Genomic DNA, 18,762 nt, shown 5'->3' on the forward strand with positions numbered 1-18,762 from the left:
TTTCTGTAAACCACCGTATGTCACTCATTCCCGTTACGGAGAGGAGCCGGCAGGCCCCAGCGTGCCTCACCCCGCGAGCCAACCCGACTGCTTGTTCGAGCGGCGCGGTCGGAAGCTGAGTCTGGACGATCTCCGCGTCGCCGCGCCGGTCATCGTGATCCACGGCCCGGCGTCCGAGGAGCCCGGCGCTGTGATCCAGGAGGCGACGCGACCGTGACCGAGACCTGGAAGGAGGCGGTGCTGCGGATCGTTCGTGCCCAGGACGGTGAGATCACGGTGCAGGAAATCTATCGGGAAATGGAGGGTCACCCGTTGGTCACACCTCGTCTAATGGAGATACGGTACGGTCGCCCCTACTACCATCATTATGTTCGCTCCGCGTTGGATAAGCTCAACAAACGAGGAGACATTCGGCGCGTTGGGCACGGACGTTACGTTCGAGGCAGGAAGCCGTGACCGGGATTCAACCTGCCGAGGTTCGCAACAGCACACCCGAGAAGACCCGGTACGGCTTTCGTGGAGACAAGCTCTACCAGCGAAGGGCGCGAAGGGCGCTGCCAATTCTGGTGAGGCAAGCGAACGCCAGACGCCGTATCGAATACGGAGCTTTAGCCGCCGAACTTGGGATGGAGAACCCTCGGAACCTGAACTACCCCTTGGGCGCCATCGGCAATGAATTGCTGAGGTTGGGGGAGACGTGGCAGAAGAAGATCCCGCCGATTGAGGTACTCGTCATCAACCGGTCGTCTCGGTTGCCGGGGGAGCTCGTCGGCCCAGGCGAGGCGGAATACGAGGATGCGGGCATGGCTGGCAAGCGTGCGATCGTAGCCCCGCTGTGGGAGGAGGTCTATTCGTTCGGACGCTGGGAGGACATCCTAAGTCACTTCGGCCTAGATCCGGCCGCGGCTCCGACGCTAGCGACCGGACGTGGGCTGAGCCTCCGCTCGGAGGGGGAATCTCGAGAGCACAAGGCCCTCAAGAGTTTCGTCGCCGATCATCCGGTGACAATAGGAGCACCGGACTCGACCGCTCCGGGGGAAACGGAGTTTCTATTCCGCTCCGGCGACCGGGCGGATGTCTTGTTTCGTGCGAGCCGAGAATGGACCGTCGCCGAAGTGAAGTCGGAGATTTCGACCCCGAGCGACGTCGAACGAGGGCTGTTTCAGTGTGTGAAATACAAGGCCCTCTTGGAGGCGACGTTGCACGCCGAACAACGGTGCGTGAGTGCGCGTACCGTCCTGGTCCTCGCGAATCCGCTCCCGAACGAACTGATTCCGTTGCGGAACACACTCGGCGTCGAAGTGGTTATTGTGGATCGCGGAGCCGCATGATCCGCAACCTGCAGGTCGCTGCGAATGATTGCGACGGTCTCGTTTTCAGGGAGGCACGTCACCATCGCCCAACCGCCGCCTCTTGATGAACGGTGGGGATTTCCCCCACACCCTCCTACGCTATCGGATCTCCATGCCGCAATCTGCCTCTGCGCCTCGGTCGCCTTCTCGAGCCGGTAGTAGCCACGACGCGGAGATGTGATGACGAAGCCACGGACAGGCTTCCCGTGCTTCGCCAGCCAGCGACACGCAAAGGAGATGGCAGAGCCTCCCCCGCCGCGCGGCCCGGCGTACCCGTGCTCGAGCTACATGGGCCACCACGTCGTGGAGTCGGACTTCTCTGATTCTGGCCATCCAAAGCGATCAGGCCCAGCACCAACGCATCGTCCCTGAAGAGCCCCCCGTAGCCCTCGGTGCCCGTCTCTACGCAGGTCGTCCGCGACGGCCGGTGAGAGGCGGGATGCGAGTCATCGCTCGGGTCCGTGCTGCTCAGTCGCGGCTGCGTGATGTCCTTGCGGCCGCCGCCTGCCGCGCCACGAAGGATGCACCAGGACGTGCCACTCGACCTCGGACGGAATGGCATCGCGGACTTGCCGAAACCGAGCCTTGTCGAAGTCCACGCCCTGGAACACGACGAGGTGCGGCGCGAGCAGGCGCACTTCCTCCAGGAACAGCACCTCTTTCGAGATGGGGGTCGACGAACGTGCAATCCTGCGCGCCACCCTTATTCCGTCGGCCTACCGTGACCCACTTGTAGAAGTTTGTCAGGGCGATGTAGGAAAGCGGATTGCTCCGAGTGAGTAGCCGTCTCTCAAGATGGCCTGGCAGGTCTGATCGCGGTCCTTGACCTGGTCCCACTCCTGAACCGGGCAGGCGTACTTCAATGCCGTGAAGTAGGTGCCCGCGATGTGAGGATTGAGCGAGGGTAAAGGCGTGCACTCGATCGCCCTGCGCCTTTCCTCGAAGTGCTGGAGTCGACCGGGCGTCTCGTCGGACCCGATGTCGCGTCCGACGACGAGCAGCCTCTTCACGTCCGGGTCCGCGCCGTACTTCGAGCCGATGTACGGGTAGGCCGCGAACTTCCAATCAGTTTGTAGCGGTGTTGTCCCCGTCTCCGGATCGATCCCCATGTCGCAAAAAAAGCGCCGGTAGAGGACTTCCACCCGCCCGCGGTATTGGACCGTCAAGGCGCGGCCTTCCTTCCGCCTCGAATCGATGAGAACTCTTCCACGCCTCGGCCGCTACGGCCGATCCGATGCGGTACACGAACTCGGCTTCCCCGGACAGCGGACGATCCTCGCCGGGAAGATCGATGACGGTCTGTGCGGCTGCCGGGCTCGAGAACGCGAGTACCGATGCCAACACTGCTTGCGTCTTCATCAACCTCTCTGTTGCGGCGGTCGCCCGATCACTCATCCAGGAATCCGCGGAGGACGAGGTTCCCGAACAGCGCGTCTTCAGCGGGGTGGTGAGGCCCTCCGCGATTTCGAGATCCTGAAACAGCCGCGCGTTGGCGTCGAAGCGCTGGATCTCGGTTCGGTGGTCCACGCGCCGGACGTTGAACAGCGAGATGTCATCGCTGTCCCTCGCGCGCGCCTCTCGCAGGATGGCGCTGCACAGGAGCAGCGAATGGGTGGTGACGATCACCTGACGCCCCTGGTCCAAGGCCAGCGAGGCGAGCAGGCGGGCGATCAGTTCCAACCGCCTGGGGTGTACGCCGTTCTCGGGTTCCTCCAGCGCGACGAGCGAACCGCCCCACGGATTCACGACGATGGCGCACGGGGCAATGACTCTTAGGGTGCCCTCGGAAATCAGGCGGGCCGAGTACGTAGCCTCGCCCTCCTGCGTCCACAGGTCGAGGGTGCCCTGCTGTTCGTTCAGCTGCACATGCAGCGCGTCGATGCCCGGTACGATCGACCGGAGCGCCCGGCCGACGGCGTCGAAGTGGTTCCGGGACTGGGCCCGGATCTTGTACAGGAACGACGCGATGCATTCGCCGTGCTTGCCGATGTCGAACACGTCCGCCGGAGACTGCTGCCTCCGCATCGCGGTCCGCGGTTCCAGGTAGTACGTGCGCCAGTTGAGGAGTTCGTTGCGGACATCCTCCAGCCACGGATATCCGTCGCCGGCCAGACTCCGGTCGGAGAGGAGGGCGTGATTCAGCCCCAGCGCCTCCTGGCGCGGGGAACCGGGCTTCCCCTTTCGCCGAACGCGAACGGTGTTCCGATGCCGCTCGATCACCGCCGTGGCGTTCTTCCGCTGGCGACCCGCCTTCGTGAGTTGAGTCAGATACTCGTCCCTGACGCGAAGTTCGCCCGACGTGAAGTCCATCTCCGGCTGCACGCGATACCGATAGTTGCCCCCTCCGTGCGTTGAGACATCGGCCTCCAGCGTGAAGGAGGCGGCTCCGTTCCGGAACAGCGCCGGCCATCCCCCGGCTCCGAACTGGAAGGTCTCAAGGGGGTATCCCCGCAGCGGCTCGAAGGCGTCGGCCAGCGTACGCTGGTTCCCGATCCACGAAAGCGCCTGGATGGCCTCGAGAAGATTGCTCTTCCCGGCCGCGTTGGTGCCGACCAGGACCGCGAGTCGCGGCAACTCGACCGTCACGTCGGCCAGAGACCTGAACCTCCGAACCGTGAGCCTCTTGAGCATCGGGCTTTCCTTGGTGGTCCGTCCTCCGTCACGGACGACAGAGCCGAAACGCGTCGACCGGTTCCGGTCAGGACGGAGAATAACGTACCCGTCATCCTCCGTCCCATCTTTGCGGTGCGGCGTCATGCTTTCGCCCATGGGCTGGCGGTCCTTCCCAGGGAGCGGGAAGCCGGTCTGCGGGTCAGGGAGACGGGATGATCGGAACGGACGAAGCGCGCCCCGGAGGCGTTATGATACAACAGCTTGGTGGGGAGCTGGGCCGAGATCCGCCGGTTGGCCGCGGAAGGGCCCCGGGACGAGCAGGCCGGGCTGCTCGGAGTCGACGGCGGAGGAGCAGCATCGTGAACATCGAAGCACCACGAGATCGGGATATGAGACAGCTTACCGTTACAGGCCTCGGGACGACTTGTCCCGGGCGATTCGCCGCTTGGCGAAACGTGACGGAACATCGCTCGACCGGGCCGCCGCCAAGCTGCTGCGCCGAGGGGCGGGGCTGGACGACGGACAGGTAATCGACACGGTCGGGTCGTCGCTGGACCACCTCATCGGCTCGTGGAGCGACGCGGAGGCGCACGAGATTGAACGGGCGCTCAAGCACTTTGAAACGATCGACGAGGCCGTGTGGGAGTGAGGGTGAGACGCGGCCGATCTGGCGTCGGCCGACCACCACTTCGAGCATGTGGAAGGAATCGCATGGGCTCGCCCTCAGGGATGATCGTGATGTCCGGGAGGCTCCGGTGACGACCGGCGAGAACCAGGAGGTGGAGGGTCGGGGATTGAAGAACGTCGTGAACCTGGAGAAAAAGTTCGGTCTGCTCACGGAGTACTGGCAGCCGCGGATCGTCGCGGAACTCAACGACTACCAGTTCAAGATCGCGCGCGTGAAGGGGGAGTTCGTGTGGCACGACCACGCGGACACGGACGAGGCGTTCTTTGTCCTCGAGGGCACGCTGCGGATCGACCTCCCCGATGGCGCCGTCGAGATCGGCCCCGGCGAACTATACGTCGTCCCGCGCGGCGTGCGGCACCGCCCCGTCGCCGAGGAGGAAGTGAAGCTGATGCTCGTCGAACCCCGCGGCGTCGTGAACACCGGCGACGAGCACGACGACCTCACCGCCGAGTCGGACGTCTGGATCTGAGAGGGCGGTTTGTGGGAACGCACGAGGACTACGACAAGATCGACGCAGCAGAGGTGTAGGAGGCGTACCATGACGATCCGACCCATCAGGAACGAGGCCGACTACGATGCGGCCCTCGCCGAGATCGATCGCTTGATGGGCGCTGCGCCCGGCACGCCGGAGGGCGATGCGCTCGAGGTTCTCGTGACGCTTGTCGAACGCTACGAGGCGGAGCATTGGGTTATCGACGCACCGGATCCGCTCGCCCTCATCGAACATGTGATGGAGGCGCGCGGTCTACGCCAGAAGGATCTCGCGACGGTGATTGGATCCCAGCCGCACGCCTCGGAGGTGCTGAACCGTCGCCGTCCTCTCTCTCTGGCCATGATTCGCGCCCTCGCCGCGGAGTGGAGCCTGCCCGCCGACGTGCTCGTTCGCGAGTACGAACTCGCGACGCCCTGAATCGCCTTGGTCGGCGGGGGCTCGCTCGCGGACGAGGCGCGGGAGCGCTGGGGGCACACGGACGCATGGCAAAAGTCCGTCCAGCGGACCCGGGGCTACACGGAGGACGACTGGGCCCGGATCCGGGCCCAGAGCGACGGGGTGTTCGAGCGCATGGCCGCGCTGATGGCCGACGGCGTGCGCCCGACGTCCGCGGCCGCCATGGACCTGGCCGAGGCGCACCGGCGCCACATCGACCGGTGGTTCTACGCCTGCACTCCCGACATGCACCGTGGGCTGGCCTCCATGTACACGGCGGATCCCCGCTTTACGGCGTACTTCGAGGAACGACACGCGGGCCTCGCGGCTTTCGTCGCGGATGCCATCCGGGCGAACGCGGCCCGTTTCCGGGCCCGGTCCGCACGAAACGGGTAGGCACGGTGACCCCGCAGATCGTCGGAACGTTCGCCCTGATCGCCCCCGAACTCATGGACGTGGAAGTGGTGTCAGCGCTGCGAAAGGCGGTGCTTCTGGGGCGTCTCGACGAGCCTCGGGCGCTGACGGCGGTCACGGATCTGAGCCGGTGGCCCGTCGACCGCATTTCCCACCGGGCGTTGGCACACGTGGCATGGCGATACCGCCACAGCGTGAGCGCGTACGACGCGTTCTACGTGGCGACCGCCCGTTCGCATGAAGTGCCCCTCCTGACCGGCGACGGCAAACTGGCCGGAGCATCCGGTCTCGACATTACGGTCCATCACATCTTCGGCAGTTCCGGGCACGTAATGGAGCGCGGCCTCGACTAGGGCTGCGGGACCCGGCCGGACCGGTCAGAAGTCCGGGGCGAACACGTCTTCCAGGTCGATCGAGCCGCCCGGCTCAACGCCGAGCCTGACCGGGAGGGTCGTCGTGAAACGCTCCCGCTCGGGCGCCTCCCCGAAGCACCACACGTCGACGGCCTCCTCGTCGGGGTCGACAATCCAGTACTCCCGCACCCCCTGCCTCCGGTAGAGCCGCAACTTGATCCCGCGGTCGCGGCTCGCGGTTGAAGGGGAGAGGATCTCGACCACGAGGTCGGGCGCTCCGAGGATCCCGGCTTCCCCCACCATCCCCCGACGTTCATTGGACACGAACATGAGATCCGGCTGGACGCCCTCTCCGGTCAGCGGGAACTGGACCCCGACTGGCGCCCAGAACAGCTCGCCGTGCCCCGGGTCGGGAAGGAGGGGCTTGAGGGCGTCATAGAGCCGCCTCGAGAGGCGGTGGTGACGAATCGATGGAGCGGGCGTCATGTACAGCTCGCCCTCGATCGCCTCGTAGCGATTGCCGTCGTCCGGCATCTGCTGGACATCCTGCCAGGTGATCGAGGGAAGTGGCATGGTCGACACATCATAGCTCCGGGCGGGAGTCCTCTCCAAGTCGGACTCCACGATCGCCGGGACTCTCAACGCGTGCTCAACTCGCGCGTGCCATGTACCCGAGGATTTGCTCGAACGCCTTCGGCCAGGTCTTGGCAGCTCTCGCCGAGATCTAGAGGTCGGGGGCGAACACGGCTTCCAGGTCGATCGAGCCTACCTGTTCGGTTCCAAGCCTGACCGGGAGCGTTCTCGTGACGCGCTCGTGCGCGGGTTCTTCCCCGAACCGCCACACGTCGACGACGTTCTCGCCGGGGTCGACGATCCAGTACTCGCGCACGCCCTGCCGCTCGTAGAGCCGGAGTTTGATACTGCGGTCGCGGCCCGCCGTCGACGGGGAAAGGATTTCCACCACGAGGTCGGAGGCGCCGAGGATTCCGGCCTCCGCGATGATACTCCTGCGATCGTTGGACACGAAGAGGATGTCCGGTTGGACGCCTTCCCCAGTGGCCGGGAACTCGACGCCGTAGGGGGCGACGAAGACCTCCCCCAGCCCGGGCCGTTCCAGAGTCCGGTCGAGGGCATACTGCAGTCGCTTGCCGACACGCGCATGGCGGGTGCCGGGTGCGGGTGCGGGGGTCACGTAGAGGTCGCCCTCGATCGCCTCGTAGCGATTGCCGTCGTCCGGCATCTGCTGGACGTCCCGCCAGGTGATCGAGGGAAGCGGCATGGTGGGCACATCATAGCTCCGGGCGGGCGTCGTCTCCAACTCGGACTCCAGGGTCGCGCGGACTCTCAACCCGGGTTCAACGCCCCGCAGCCGTCGGCCATGAGTGCGCCGGCACTCACGTATGCGCTTTGCCGGCATTCATTCGCAGGCGACCCCATCGCCGTCCCCGTCCCGCATGTACTCGTAGGCCGGGTGGCCCCGTGACACGGGAGCGATGCCGTGCGCCCGGGCCTCAGCGCAGGTTATCCGTCCGTTCCCGTTGTCGTCGTAGAGCGCGAGCGGCGAGCCTGGAGTCGCCACTTGAGGAGCGGGAGGCCGCGTGGCAGGCGGGATCGTGATAGGGCCGACCGGTGCGACGGGGCTCGTGATGCGCGGCGCAGCTTCGACCTGTGACGGATCGGATTGCGGTCCCGGCCCCGCGGTGAGGAGAACGGTAACGAGGGCCGCACTGGCGCCACCGGCGAGGAACCAGGGGAGGTTCGACTTCCAGTCGTTCATTGGTGCTCCTGTGCCCCCATCATGGGCGAATGCCGTTGATTGCATCGGGGACGGATCGTGGCGGCGAGCGACCGGGCTCCTCGTGAAGGTGGTCGAGCGAAGCGGCATGGTCGGCACATCATGGCTCCGGGCGGGAGTCGTCCCCAAGTCGGACTCCATTGTCGCCCGGACTCTCAACCCGTGCTCAACTCGCGCTTGCCGTCACCCGCTGATGGGCTCCAACCTGGCTAGAAGTCGGGGGCGAAGATGGCTTCCAGGTCGATCACGCCGACCTGTTCGGTTCCGAGGCGGGCGGGGAGGGTCGTTGTGAAGTGCTCTCGATCGGGCGCCTCGCCGAACCGCCACACATCGACGGCATTCTCGTCGGGGTCGACGATCCAGTACTCGCGCACGCCCTGCCGTTTATAGAGCCGGAGCTTGATGCTGCGGTCGCGGCCCGCCGTCGAAGGAGAGAGGATTTCGATGACGAGATCCGGAGCGCCAATCAGCGACGTGTGCTGAATAATGCCGCGCCGTTCGTTGGACACGAACAGGATGTCGGGCTGTACGCCTTCCCCGGTGGCCGGGAACTCGACGCCGACCGGAGCAACGAGGAGTACGCCGTGCCCGGCTTTGGACAGCAGCGGACGCAGGGCGTCGTACAGGCGCAGCAAGAGGATCTGGTGGCGCGGCGTGGGGGTAGGGGTCATGTACAGGTCGCCCTCGATCGCCTCGTAGCGATTGCCGTCGTCCGGCATCTGCTGGACGTCCTGCCAGGTGATCGAGGGGAGCGCCATGGTCGACACATCATAGCTCCGGGCGGGAGTCGTCTCCAAGTCGGACTCCAACGGTCGCCCGGACTCTCAACCGCTGCTCAACTCGCCCTTGTCAGCCCTCGGGTCATACGAACACCGCTTGGAGGTCGATCGAGCCGACCCGGTCGGCCCCGAGGCGGACGGGGAGGATCGTCGTGAAGCGCTCGTAGTCGGTCTCGTCCCCGAACCGCCACACATCGACGGCATTCTCGTCGGGGTCGACGATCCAGTACTCGCGCACGCCCTGCCGCTCGTAGAGCCGGAGCTTGATCGTGCGGTCGCGGCTTGACGTTGTCGGAGACAGGATCTCGACTACGAGGTCCGGGGCCCCCATGAGCCAAGCTTCCGCGATGATACTCTGACGTCCGCTGGAGACGAACAGAAGGTCGGGCTGCACCCCTTCGCCGGTGGCCGGAAACTCGACCCCGATGGGTGCATAGAACACCTCACCGTGCCCGGGCTGCTCGAGGATCCGGTCGAGCGCCAGATACAGTCGTTTGCTGATGCGCTGGTGGCGCGTGTTTGGGGCGGGGGTCACGCAAAGGTCGCCCTCGATCGCCTCGTAGCGATTGCCGTCGTCCGGCATCTGCTGGACGTCCTGCCAGGTGATCGAGGGGAGCGCCATGGTCGACACATCATAGCTCCGGGCGGGAGTCGTCTCCAAGTCCGACTCCACGGTCGCCGGCGTCATCATCCGGGGCTCAATGGGTGAGCGGATCCGCGACAGCGGTCTTGTCAGCCGGGCTGGGTCGGCGCACCGTGACCTACGGCGCAGTTCGAAGCCATTCCCCGAGTTCAACCCGCGAGGTTGCCATGCGCGTCCAACTCTCCCGAATCCACCCGTTCGTATCGGGCTTTGCCCTGCTCCTTGCGGCGTTTCCGGCCGTCACCCCTCTGGCGGCGCAGGAGAGTCCCGATCCGGCGTCATACGAGTCGCTCAGGTGGCGGAACATCGGCCCGGAGGGGAACCGCTTCAGCTCGGCGGCCGGGATCCCCGGCCAGCCGTACACCTACTACGTGGGCGCGGCTTCGGGCGGGATCTACAAGACGATCGACGGCGGGGTGAACTGGGACGAAATGTTCGACGACCAGCCGGTGCAGTCGATCGGGTCGCTCGCCGTCTCCGTGGCCGATCCCAACATCGTCTGGGCGGGGACTGGAGAGGGGAAGATCCGCAGCCACATCTCCGTCGGGCAGGGGGTCTACAAGTCGACGGACGCCGGCGAAACGTGGACCCTCATGGGGCTCGAGCCCACGGGACGGATCCCGCGTCTCGCCATCCATCCCTCGAACCCCGACATCGTCTATGCCTGCGCGCTGGGCCATTCATACGGGCCGCAGCCGGAGCGGGGCGTGTTCCGGACGATGGACGGGGGCGAGAGCTGGGAGCACGTCCTCTTCATCGATGAGGACACGGGGTGCTCGGACATCGCGATGGATCCGTCCAACCCGCGCGTCCTTTTCGCCGGCACCTGGCAGCTCGAGATCCACACCTGGGGCCGGACGAGCGGCGGGGCGGGCGGCGGACTGCACGTGTCGCGCGACGGCGGGGACACGTGGGAGAAGCTGAACGGGCCGGACAACATGATCGGCCTGCCGAAGAAGCCGGTCGGCAAGGTCGCCGTGGCGATCGCGCCCTCGAACCCGCGGCGGGTGTACGCGATGCTGGAGACGGGGGACGGGATCCCGTGGGAAGGCGAGCCCACCGAGAGCGGCCAGCTGTGGCGATCCGAGGACGGGGGGCGAAACTGGTCGCTCATCACCCGTAACCGGAATGCGATGGGACGTCCCCACTACTACTCCCGCGTCGTGATCTCGCCGGACGATGAGGACGAGGCCTATTTCCTCACCGCCTCCTTCACGGTGTCGACGGACGGCGGGCGCACGCTGGATGTGACGCCGCGGCCGCAGGCGCCGGGCGGCGACCACCACGACATGTGGATCGATCCCACGGACACGGACCGCATGATCGTGGCGCACGACCAGGGGCTTTCCATCTCCATCAACCGCGGGAAGACGTGGTTCCGGCAGCGCCTCACGAACGCGCAGATGTACCACGTGACGGTGGACAACGCGGTCCCCTACAACGTGCTCGGGAACAAGCAGGATGAGCCGACGTATCGGGGCCCCAGCAACAGCCGGATCCTCGGTACCCGGCGCATCAACCACATCCCGCGCGCCATGTGGCACCACGTCGGGGGCGGCGAGAGCGGCTGGGCCACGCCGGATCCGACGGACCCCGACATCGTCTGGTCCTCTGCCTCGGGATCGGGGATGGTGGGCGGCATCGTCGTCCGCTACGAGGAGGAGCGCCGGCAGTACCGGGCCGTCGAGGTGTGGCCCGAGCAGAGCCGGGGGGCGGCGTCGGGCGTCCGCTATCGCTTCGTGTGGGACGCGCCGATCCACATCTCCCCGCACGACAATGAGACGGTCTACGTGGGGAGCCAGCATGTGCACCGGACCCGGAACCGCGGGCAGAGCTGGGAGGCCATCAGCCCGGATCTGTCGATGAACGACCAGAGCCGCATGGGCCTCTCGGGCGGCCTCACGGGCGACAACATCGGGGTCGAGTACGCGGGCGTGGTGTTCGGGATCGCGGAGTCGCCGATCGAGCCGGGGCTCATCTGGGCGGGCACGAACGACGGCCGGCTTCACGTCACGCGTGACGACGGGGCGAACTGGACGGACGTGACCGGCAACATCGACGGGCTGCCGGAGTGGATCGCCGTGCGCAGCATCGCGGCCTCGCGCTACGACGTGGGCACGGCCTACATCGCGGCGGACGGGCACCAGGTGAACATCCGCGACCCGCACGTCTACCGGACGCGCGACTTCGGCGCTTCGTGGGAGAAGATCACCGACGGCATCCCGCCCAGCATGCTGAGCTACACGAAGGTGATCGCGGAAGACCCGGTGCGGCCGGGGCTCCTCTATGTGGGGACGGAGAACGCGATCTACGTCTCCTTCAACGACGGGGACGACTGGCAGCCGCTGCAGAACAACCTGCCGGCGGCGCCGGTGTCCGGGATCGTGGTCCAGGAGCACTTCAACGACCTCGTGGTCGGTACGTACGGGCGCGGGTTCTGGATCCTGGACGACCTGTCGCCGATCCAGCAGCTGACGCCGGAGGTGATGGCGTCGGCCTCGCACCTGTTCTCGCCCCGCGACGCCTACCGCTTCCGCCCCATCACGCCGCCGTCGATTCCGTATGACGATCCCACGATCGGAGAGGATCCGGAGTACGGGGCCTCGCTCAATTACTGGCTCGCGTCGGAGGCCTCGGAGGCGCCGGCGATCGAGATCCTGGACGGCTCGGGGACGGTCGTGCGTACGCTGGAGGGGACGAACCGGGCCGGAGTGAACCGGATTCACTGGGACCTGAGGGATGAGCCCAACGAGCCGATCCGGATGCTCACCCCGCCCATGTACGCGGAGCACATCGAGGTGGGGGAGGAGGGCAGGTCTGCGCCCGGCGGGCAGCGGATCTCGATTCTCATGCCCCCGGGACGGTACACGGTGCGCCTCACGGTCGACGGCGCCTCGCACGCGCAGCCGCTCACGGTGCTGAAGGATCCGCATTCCGCGGGGACGGAGGCGGACATCGCCGCGCAGGTGTCGTTCATCCGCGACGTGCGCGAAGACGTGGTGCAGGCAGGGGAGGCGGTCGAGCGGGTGGAGGCGATGCGGGTCCAGTTGCGGACGCTCGCCCGGTTCGTGGAAGACGAGGACGTCGCCGTCTCGGTGGAGGATCTGCGGCAGAAGCTGATCGACCTGCAGGAAACGATGGTCGACTTGCGCCTCACGGGTCAGGGTCAGGATGGGGTGCGGTTCGGGGCGCGGCTCCTGCAAAAGCTCGGCTACGTGATCGGCGGACTCTCGGTAGCGGACTTCCGGCCCACGGACCAGGAGATGGAGGTGAAGGTCATCCTCCGCGAGGCGCTGGAGGCGCACCTCGCCGAACTGGAGCAATTGGTGCAGACGGACGTGGCGGCGCTGAACGAGACGCTGCGCGGGCTGGGCATGCTCATCATCACGGACGACGCGTCGTGAGCGGCGCGGGACGTGCCCCGGACGTTCCCGCGGGAACGTCTTTCGGACCCGGACCCGAGCATCGAGGGCTGCTGAAGAGAGGAGGAGCGCTATGATCGACCGACGCAGCTTCATCGGAGCGAGCGTCGCGGGGGGGTTGGGGGCGGTGGCCGCCGCCTCGGGGTGCGCGTCCGAAGACGGACCAGGCGGTGCCGCGTCCGGGAGCGCGGATGACACCGCGGCCGTGCCGCCGTTCGAGCTGGACGAAGTGACGGTGGCCCAGCTCCAGGCGAGCATGGCGTCGGGCGAGCGGACGGCGCGCTCGATCGCGGAACTGTACCTCGAACGGATCGAGGCGCTGGACGGGCAGGGGCCGGAACTACGCTCGATCATCGAGACGAACCCCGACGCGCTCGAGATCGCCGATGAACTGGACGCGGAGCGGGCGGCCGGCAACGTCCGCGGGCCCCTGCACGGGATCCCGGTGGCGCTCAAGGACAACATCGATACGCACGACCGGATGACGACGACGGCAGGATCTCTCGCGCTGGAGGGGTCGATCCCGCCGCAGGATTCGGGCGTCGCCGCTCGGCTGCGCGAGGCCGGGGCCCTCATCCTCGCCAAGGCCAACCTGAGCGAGTGGGCCTACTTCCGCGGGGAGCGCGCGACCAGCGGCTGGAGCGCGCGCGGAGGCCAGTGCAGGAACCCCTACGCGCTCGACCGAAACCCGTGCGGCTCGAGTTCCGGGTCGGGCGTCGCGGCGTCGGCCAACCTCTGCGCCCTCACGGTCGGGACCGAGACGGGCGGCTCGATCATGTGCCCTTCGTCGAGCAACGGGATCGTCGGGATCAAGCCCACGGTGGGGCTGTGGAGCCGGGCCGGCGTCATCCCCATCTCGCACTCCCAGGATACCGCGGGGCCCATGTGCCGGACGGTGCGGGACGCGGCGGTTCTGCTCGGCGCCTGCATCGGCGTCGACCCGCGAGATCCCGCCACCGCCGCGAGCGAAGGGAACGCGCACGCCGACTATACACAGTTCCTGGACCCGGCCGGGCTCAGGGGCGCCCGGATCGGCGTCGTGCGCACGTTCCCCGGCTTCGACCCGCGCGTGCTCGCGTTGTTCGACGAGGCCATCGAGGCGATGCGGGCGGCGGGCGCCGTCATCATCGACCCCGCGAACATGGACGCGGCCGCCTGGAACGACCCCCTCTCGCTCGTGGTGCTCGAATTCGAGTTCAAGACCGACCTCAACGCCTACCTGGCCGGACGGGGGGAGGACGCCCCGGTGAAGAGTCTCGCCGAGGTGATCGAGTTCAACGAGCGAAACGCCGAGCGTGAGATGCCACATTTTGGGCAACAGCGGCTGATCGCTGCCGAAAGCAGAGGGCCGCTCACGGACCCGGAATACTTGAACGCGGTGGCCACGATCCAGCGCGCGAACCGGGAAGACGGCATCGATCGGCTCGCGCGCGAGCAAAACCTCGACGCGATCGTCGCGCCCACGCGCGATCTCCCGTGGCCGACGGACCACATCAAGGGCGACCGGCTCGACGGGGGGTCTTCCGCCGCGCCGGCCGCAATCGCCGGCTATCCGGACATCACGGTCCCGATGGGCTTCGTGCGCGGGCTGCCGACGGGGATCTCCTTCTTCGGTCCGGCATGGACGGAGCCCACGCTGCTGAGGATCGCCTACGCCTACGAACAGGCCACGCAGGAACGGCGCGCTCCGACGTTCGCCCCTACGCTGGGCTGAACGGACCCGGGGTCAGCCGCCGCGGACGAGGGCGATGCTGCCGTTGACGGTGCGGAGTTCGATGTCGGGGCCGCCGCCGCCGATCTCGCCGGAGGCCGATTTCGGTCCCCAGCGACCTCGGATCGTGAGCGGGAACTCCGTATCGATGGCGCCGTTGACCGTCGAGATGTCGACATCCGCATCGGTCCCGTCCGGCAGGACGAGCCGAATGCCGCCGTTCGTAGTCCTGAAGCGGAGGTCCTCGGTGGGTCCACTGGTCAGCCGCGCCTGCGATGTCCCCGTTAACCGTCTCCGTGGACACCGCTCCGGAACCGTCGACCGCGATGTCCCCGTTAACCGTCCTCGCCTCCACCCCGGCGGACATCCCCGCCGCCTCGATATCGCCGTTGATGGTGCGGGCCTCGAGTCCGACCCCGGCCGGGACCTCGATCGTGAAGTGCACCTTCACGTCGTTGTTGCGGACGCTCATCCTGTAGTCGTCGCCGCGCCCGCACCGGTTCGGGTCCCGTCCCCGGCGGGACGGGTAGACCGCGCAGATCAGGACTCCGCGCGCGTCCTCTACGACCTCGATCCGGACCGCGTCGGGATCGTCGTCATCCGCCTCCTTCCTCACCCGGACCCGGACCTGGCTCGCATTCGTCGCACGGGCCGTGATGGTGCCGTTCACGTTCCGGATCGTAACCGCGTCCCCGCGCTCCACGGCGACCTGCCACTCGACGTCCCTGGCCAGCCACTCCAAGTCCTGAGCCTGCGCCGCCGCCGTTCCCGAGATGACCAGTAGCGCCGCTGCAGCGGCGAGTCGTCGCACCGAATTTCGCATGGTCCCGCTCCCTTGGTTTCCTGTTCCCGGTTCCGCTAGTCGTCCCAATCCGGGACCCGCTCCCCGGGCCGGATGAGGAGGATGTCTCCGTCGAAGGATTTCAGCGCGATGGCGGCCGATCCATCCCCCACCGTGAACTCTCCGCCCCGCAGCCGCCCGCCCCGGAACTGCACGGGGAAGGAGGGGACCAACTCGCCATCGAATGTGGATACCGAAATGCGGGCGCCCACGCCCTCCGGGACAGCGAACGTCAGGTCCCCGTCGTGCGTGCTCAAGGAGTAGCTTCCCCCCTCGTGCACGGCCCCGTCGTACCAGAGGTTGCCGTCCACCGCGGTGACGGAGACGGCCCGGGCATCGGCGTTCGTGATAACGATATCCGCATCGATGCCGTGTACGGTCGCTTCGCCCCTGACCCGGTCGATCCACACATCGCCGTCCGCCACGTTGACCGCCGAGGGTCCCGTATTCGCGAGCCGCACGTTTCCGTCGAGCGCGGCGACGTCGACCCGCGCCGCGCCATCGATCTCCACGTCTCCGTCGGCCGTCCGCACTTCCACGGCGCCGCGCACGACGCCGACGACGGTGATGTCGCCCTCGCGTCCGGTCACGCTCACGTCGACATCCTCCGGAACCCAGACGAAGAGGTCCGCATCGTCTCCCCGATCGCGCGCGCCCAGGTGGATGGTCGCGCCATCGGACCGGACCCGGACTCCGTCTTCCTCGTCTTCCAGCAGGACTCGGACCTCACGGCCTCCGATCCCGGTCACGTGGACATCGCCCTCGCGGTGGGAAATGGCGATACGGACGCCCTCGGGTACCACGAACGTCGTATCGCGCGCGGAGGGCACGGTCGCGAGCGCCAGGACAAAAAGCGCGGCGGTCATCAGTCGCTCGCCGCGAGTTGCGCGGCCTGCGCGAGAAACTCGGACTTGCGCCGCATCGTGACCGTCATGTGCTGCTGGAGATAGGGATCGTCCGGGACCTCGCGGAGCGCCGCGTGCGCGTCCTCGATGGCCCGGTCGATCGTCACCAGAGCGCGTCGGATGCGCGCCACGGTCTGAGGCGGCAGCGGCCGCTCCGAGTCGAACAGCACCCGCTCGAGTTCGGCGATGAGGTCGGCGTATTCCTCCGCCGTCGCCTCCGCGTCGGTGCCGGTCGAGGCGGTGCGGGCGGCCGGGGGCAGCAGGGAGGGGAAGCCGATCCCCGGGACGGTTTCGTCGGCCAACCCGACCCGCTCGGCATCGCTCCGCGCCCCGGCCATCCACACGAGCGCCGCGGAGAGCCATACAAGCGCGACGCCCGCCGCGAGTTGAGGCGCAAACCTGGCGAGGCCGCGCGTGGCCGGCCGGCGCCGCGCCGGACGATGAGCGAGGTCCGTCTCGGCTTCGGACAGTTCGTCGCCGTCCGCCCCGATGCGGGCCGCGATTCCGGGCCACAGCTCCCCGGCCGGTTCGCGCCCGCCGACGTGGCCCGCCTGCTCCACCACGGCCTCCAGTTCGCCGAGCGTCCGGGCGCAGTCCTCGCAGCGCTCCAGGTGCCGCTCGAGCAGCGTCTCTTCCTCGGGTCCGAGTCCTCCGTCCAGATACTCGGACAGGCGGTCCCGAAACCGATCCTTGCGTCGTCCCCGATCCGTCATGCGTTCAACCCTCTCACCGTACTCATGAGTCGAGGTGCCGTCTCAGAATCATCCGCGCCCGGTGCAGCTGGGATTTGGACGTCCCGGTCGTGATCTCCAGCATCTCCGCGATCTCCCGGTGCTTGTATCCCTCGATGTCGTGCAGGACGAACACGTGTCGCGCTCCATCCGGCAGCCGTTCGATCGCGACCTCGAAATCGAGCCTGATCTCGATGCTGTCTCTCCGGGCCCGCGCCCTGAGCAGAGGGATCTCGCCCGCCGTTTCCCGCTCACGCAGCGTGCTGATGGCGCGCAATCGACTGTAGATCAGATTTATGGCCAGTCGATAAAGCCACGAACTGAACGCCGCCTCGCCCCGGAACGTCCCGAGCTTCTCCCAGACTCTCACGAACACATCCTGCGTGAGTTCGTCGGCGTGCTCGCTTCCGGCCATGCGGCATGCGAGCCCGAAGACGCGCGACACGTGGGCGCGATAGAGCCGCTCGAAGGCCTCGGCGTCGCCGAACGCCGCTGCGCGCACGTCGGCCGCAACATCGGTGGAGGCCTGCCGCCCCGCCGCCGCGTCCGACCCGTGCCCCTCCGATTTGCCGTTCGGTTCGATCACTTCATGACCCGCGTCATCATTTGATCTTGAGACGTACTCTCTAGCCGGAAGGTTGGAGCCCCGCCCCTTCCGGCTTCGGGCGGCGCTCCAGGCGCAGCCAGACCACCGCGCCGACGATGAGCAGCCCGCCCGCCCATTGAAGGATCGACAGGCGCTCGCCGAGCAGGAGGACCGCCAGCATGAGCGCGACGGCCGGTTCGGCGGTGGCCGCGATCGCCGCCCGGGCGGGGCCGATCCACTGAATTCCGATCAGGAAGGCCGACATGGGGATGGCGGTGGAGAAGAACCCGATGCCCGCGATGATCAGCAGGGGGCGCGGGGCGACCGGGACGCCGATCCCTCCTGTGAGGAGCCCCGCGGCCGTGATCGCGACCGCGCTCGCGGTGATCACGGCGGCCGTACTTGAAATGGGCGGCAGCCCGCTCATGGTCCCGTGACTCTGTACGATGAACGAGGCGATACACAGTGCCGCCAGCCCCATCAGGGCCACACCCAGGGCGTCGGCGGATCCGATTCCGGACCCGAGGGTGAGGCTGCAACCCGCGGTCGCGAGCAGGAGCGCGAGGATTCGGAGCCGAGTGAGACGTTCACGCCCCCGGATTCGCGCCAGGAGGACCGTCAGCGCCGGATAGCTGAAGAAGATGAGTGTCGCCAGCGAGGCGGGGAGTCGAGTGAGGCCCAGCATGTAGACGACGGACACGGCCGCGTAGAGTATCCCCAGCAGACATAGCGCGACGACCCGACGAGGCGGAGGGAGAGCCTGGCGGGTGGCGAAAACGAATGTCCAAACCAGCGCGCTGCCTATGATGAACCGCCACGAGAGGAGCGGCAGCACGCCGATTCCCTCCGCGAACGCCAGCTTGCCGAAGATCGGCAGCGCGCCGTAGCCCAGAGACGAAACGAAGACGGCGAGAAGGCCCCTCGTAATGTTCCGCATGCGACAAACTCGCTTCGCGCATCGGCAGTCGCCACTATCACGGAGAAGAAGGGAACGGAGGGAG

22 protein-coding genes are annotated in these 18,762 nt (G+C 67.2%); 9 read left to right on the forward strand and 13 right to left on the reverse strand.

The window, feature by feature from the left end:
* Window positions 1–61 precede the first annotated feature (61 nt).
* On the forward strand, window positions 62–217 hold the full coding sequence (locus tag ACN9M6_RS03920; RefSeq protein ID WP_419161618.1) for a hypothetical protein: 156 nt from the start codon (window positions 62–64) through the stop codon (window positions 215–217).
* A gap of 409 nt (window positions 218–626) precedes the next feature.
* Window positions 627–1,331, forward strand: a complete 705-nt coding sequence (locus ACN9M6_RS03925) for a hypothetical protein (RefSeq protein WP_419161619.1) — start codon at window positions 627–629, stop codon at window positions 1,329–1,331.
* Between the two features lie 467 nt (window positions 1,332–1,798).
* Here ACN9M6_RS03925 and ACN9M6_RS03930 read toward each other — a convergent pair whose 3' ends face one another.
* Genes ACN9M6_RS03930 through ACN9M6_RS03940 form a run of 3 tightly spaced genes read right to left on the reverse strand, consistent with a single transcriptional unit; the run spans window position 1,799 to window position 3,983 of the window.
* On the reverse strand, window positions 1,799–2,053 hold the full coding sequence (locus tag ACN9M6_RS03930; protein WP_419161620.1) for a hypothetical protein: 255 nt from the start codon (window positions 2,051–2,053) through the stop codon (window positions 1,799–1,801).
* Window positions 2,054–2,095: 42 nt separating this feature from the next.
* Window positions 2,096–2,362, reverse strand: coding sequence for a hypothetical protein (locus tag ACN9M6_RS03935; RefSeq protein ID WP_419161621.1), 267 nt, complete (start codon window positions 2,360–2,362; stop codon window positions 2,096–2,098).
* 55 nt (window positions 2,363–2,417) lie between these two features.
* A complete protein-coding gene (locus tag ACN9M6_RS03940; protein ID WP_419161622.1) occupies window positions 2,418–3,983 on the reverse strand; it encodes an AAA family ATPase in 1,566 nt (521 codons plus the stop codon).
* Between the two features lie 427 nt (window positions 3,984–4,410).
* On the opposite strand from ACN9M6_RS03940, the gene ACN9M6_RS03945 reads away from it, so the two are divergent.
* The 5 genes from ACN9M6_RS03945 (at window position 4,411) to ACN9M6_RS03965 (ending at window position 6,348) form a co-directional block, all read left to right on the forward strand.
* Window positions 4,411–4,614: a hypothetical protein gene (locus ACN9M6_RS03945; protein ID WP_419161623.1), complete on the forward strand. Its 204-nt coding sequence runs from the start codon at window positions 4,411–4,413 to the stop codon at window positions 4,612–4,614.
* Window positions 4,615–4,771: 157 nt separating this feature from the next.
* Window positions 4,772–5,122, forward strand: a complete 351-nt coding sequence (locus tag ACN9M6_RS03950) for a cupin domain-containing protein (RefSeq protein WP_419162246.1) — start codon at window positions 4,772–4,774, stop codon at window positions 5,120–5,122.
* Window positions 5,123–5,191: 69 nt separating this feature from the next.
* Window positions 5,192–5,563 (forward strand): helix-turn-helix domain-containing protein, encoded by a 372-nt coding sequence (locus tag ACN9M6_RS03955; protein WP_419161624.1) that lies wholly within the window; start codon window positions 5,192–5,194, stop codon window positions 5,561–5,563.
* Window positions 5,564–5,569: 6 nt separating this feature from the next.
* Window positions 5,570–5,977, forward strand: a complete 408-nt coding sequence (locus ACN9M6_RS03960; RefSeq protein ID WP_419161625.1) for a TipAS antibiotic-recognition domain-containing protein — start codon at window positions 5,570–5,572, stop codon at window positions 5,975–5,977.
* Window positions 5,978–5,982: 5 nt separating this feature from the next.
* Window positions 5,983–6,348 carry a type II toxin-antitoxin system VapC family toxin gene (locus ACN9M6_RS03965; RefSeq protein WP_419161626.1) on the forward strand — a complete coding sequence of 122 codons (366 nt, stop codon included), beginning with the start codon at window positions 5,983–5,985 and terminating at the stop codon, window positions 6,346–6,348.
* Between the two features lie 24 nt (window positions 6,349–6,372).
* On the opposite strand, the gene ACN9M6_RS03970 is transcribed toward ACN9M6_RS03965, so the two are convergent.
* The 5 genes from ACN9M6_RS03970 to ACN9M6_RS03990 form a co-directional block, all read right to left on the reverse strand.
* Window positions 6,373–6,960: a Uma2 family endonuclease gene (locus ACN9M6_RS03970; protein ID WP_419161627.1), complete on the reverse strand. Its 588-nt coding sequence runs from the start codon at window positions 6,958–6,960 to the stop codon at window positions 6,373–6,375.
* 112 nt (window positions 6,961–7,072) lie between these two features.
* Window positions 7,073–7,666: a Uma2 family endonuclease gene (locus ACN9M6_RS03975; protein ID WP_419161628.1), complete on the reverse strand. Its 594-nt coding sequence runs from the start codon at window positions 7,664–7,666 to the stop codon at window positions 7,073–7,075.
* A gap of 99 nt (window positions 7,667–7,765) precedes the next feature.
* The gene (locus tag ACN9M6_RS03980; protein ID WP_419161629.1) at window positions 7,766–8,125 is read right to left on the reverse strand and encodes an excalibur calcium-binding domain-containing protein; all 360 of its coding nucleotides are present in this window, start codon (window positions 8,123–8,125) and stop codon (window positions 7,766–7,768) included.
* A 227-nt stretch (window positions 8,126–8,352) separates the two neighbouring features.
* Complete coding sequence (locus tag ACN9M6_RS03985) at window positions 8,353–8,940, reverse strand: Uma2 family endonuclease (protein ID WP_419161630.1); 588 nt, start codon at window positions 8,938–8,940, stop codon at window positions 8,353–8,355.
* 64 nt (window positions 8,941–9,004) lie between these two features.
* Window positions 9,005–9,583, reverse strand: a complete 579-nt coding sequence (locus tag ACN9M6_RS03990; RefSeq protein WP_419161631.1) for a Uma2 family endonuclease — start codon at window positions 9,581–9,583, stop codon at window positions 9,005–9,007.
* A gap of 149 nt (window positions 9,584–9,732) precedes the next feature.
* On the opposite strand from ACN9M6_RS03990, the gene ACN9M6_RS03995 reads away from it, so the two are divergent.
* Both ACN9M6_RS03995 and ACN9M6_RS04000 read left to right on the forward strand, forming a co-directional pair.
* Entirely contained in the window at window positions 9,733–12,969 is a 3,237-nt protein-coding gene (locus ACN9M6_RS03995) for a sialidase (RefSeq protein WP_419161632.1), read from the forward strand.
* Window positions 12,970–13,060: 91 nt separating this feature from the next.
* Window positions 13,061–14,701: an amidase gene (locus ACN9M6_RS04000; protein WP_419161633.1), complete on the forward strand. Its 1,641-nt coding sequence runs from the start codon at window positions 13,061–13,063 to the stop codon at window positions 14,699–14,701.
* Here ACN9M6_RS04000 and ACN9M6_RS04005 read toward each other — a convergent pair.
* The 5 genes from ACN9M6_RS04005 to ACN9M6_RS04025 are packed head-to-tail and all read right to left on the reverse strand — an operon-like array spanning window position 14,688 to window position 18,698.
* A complete protein-coding gene (locus tag ACN9M6_RS04005; RefSeq protein WP_419161634.1) occupies window positions 14,688–15,521 on the reverse strand; it encodes a hypothetical protein in 834 nt (277 codons plus the stop codon). The two genes, ACN9M6_RS04000 and ACN9M6_RS04005, sit on opposite strands and share 14 nt — an antisense overlap.
* Before the next feature lie 35 nt (window positions 15,522–15,556).
* Window positions 15,557–16,405 (reverse strand): DUF4097 family beta strand repeat-containing protein, encoded by an 849-nt coding sequence (locus ACN9M6_RS04010; RefSeq protein ID WP_419161635.1) that lies wholly within the window; start codon window positions 16,403–16,405, stop codon window positions 15,557–15,559.
* Window positions 16,405–17,157, reverse strand: a complete 753-nt coding sequence (locus ACN9M6_RS04015; protein ID WP_419161636.1) for a zf-HC2 domain-containing protein — start codon at window positions 17,155–17,157, stop codon at window positions 16,405–16,407. Before ACN9M6_RS04015 ends, ACN9M6_RS04010 begins: the two co-directional genes overlap by 1 nt.
* Window positions 17,158–17,179: 22 nt before the next feature.
* Entirely contained in the window at window positions 17,180–17,761 is a 582-nt protein-coding gene (locus ACN9M6_RS04020) for an RNA polymerase sigma factor (protein ID WP_419161637.1), read from the reverse strand.
* A gap of 40 nt (window positions 17,762–17,801) precedes the next feature.
* Window positions 17,802–18,698 (reverse strand): EamA family transporter, encoded by an 897-nt coding sequence (locus tag ACN9M6_RS04025; protein ID WP_419161638.1) that lies wholly within the window; start codon window positions 18,696–18,698, stop codon window positions 17,802–17,804.
* Between the last annotated feature and the right edge of the window lie 64 nt (window positions 18,699–18,762).

It is taken from the genome of Candidatus Palauibacter sp. (assembly GCF_965197445.1).
Classification (GTDB): domain Bacteria; phylum Gemmatimonadota; class Gemmatimonadetes; order Palauibacterales; family Palauibacteraceae; genus Palauibacter.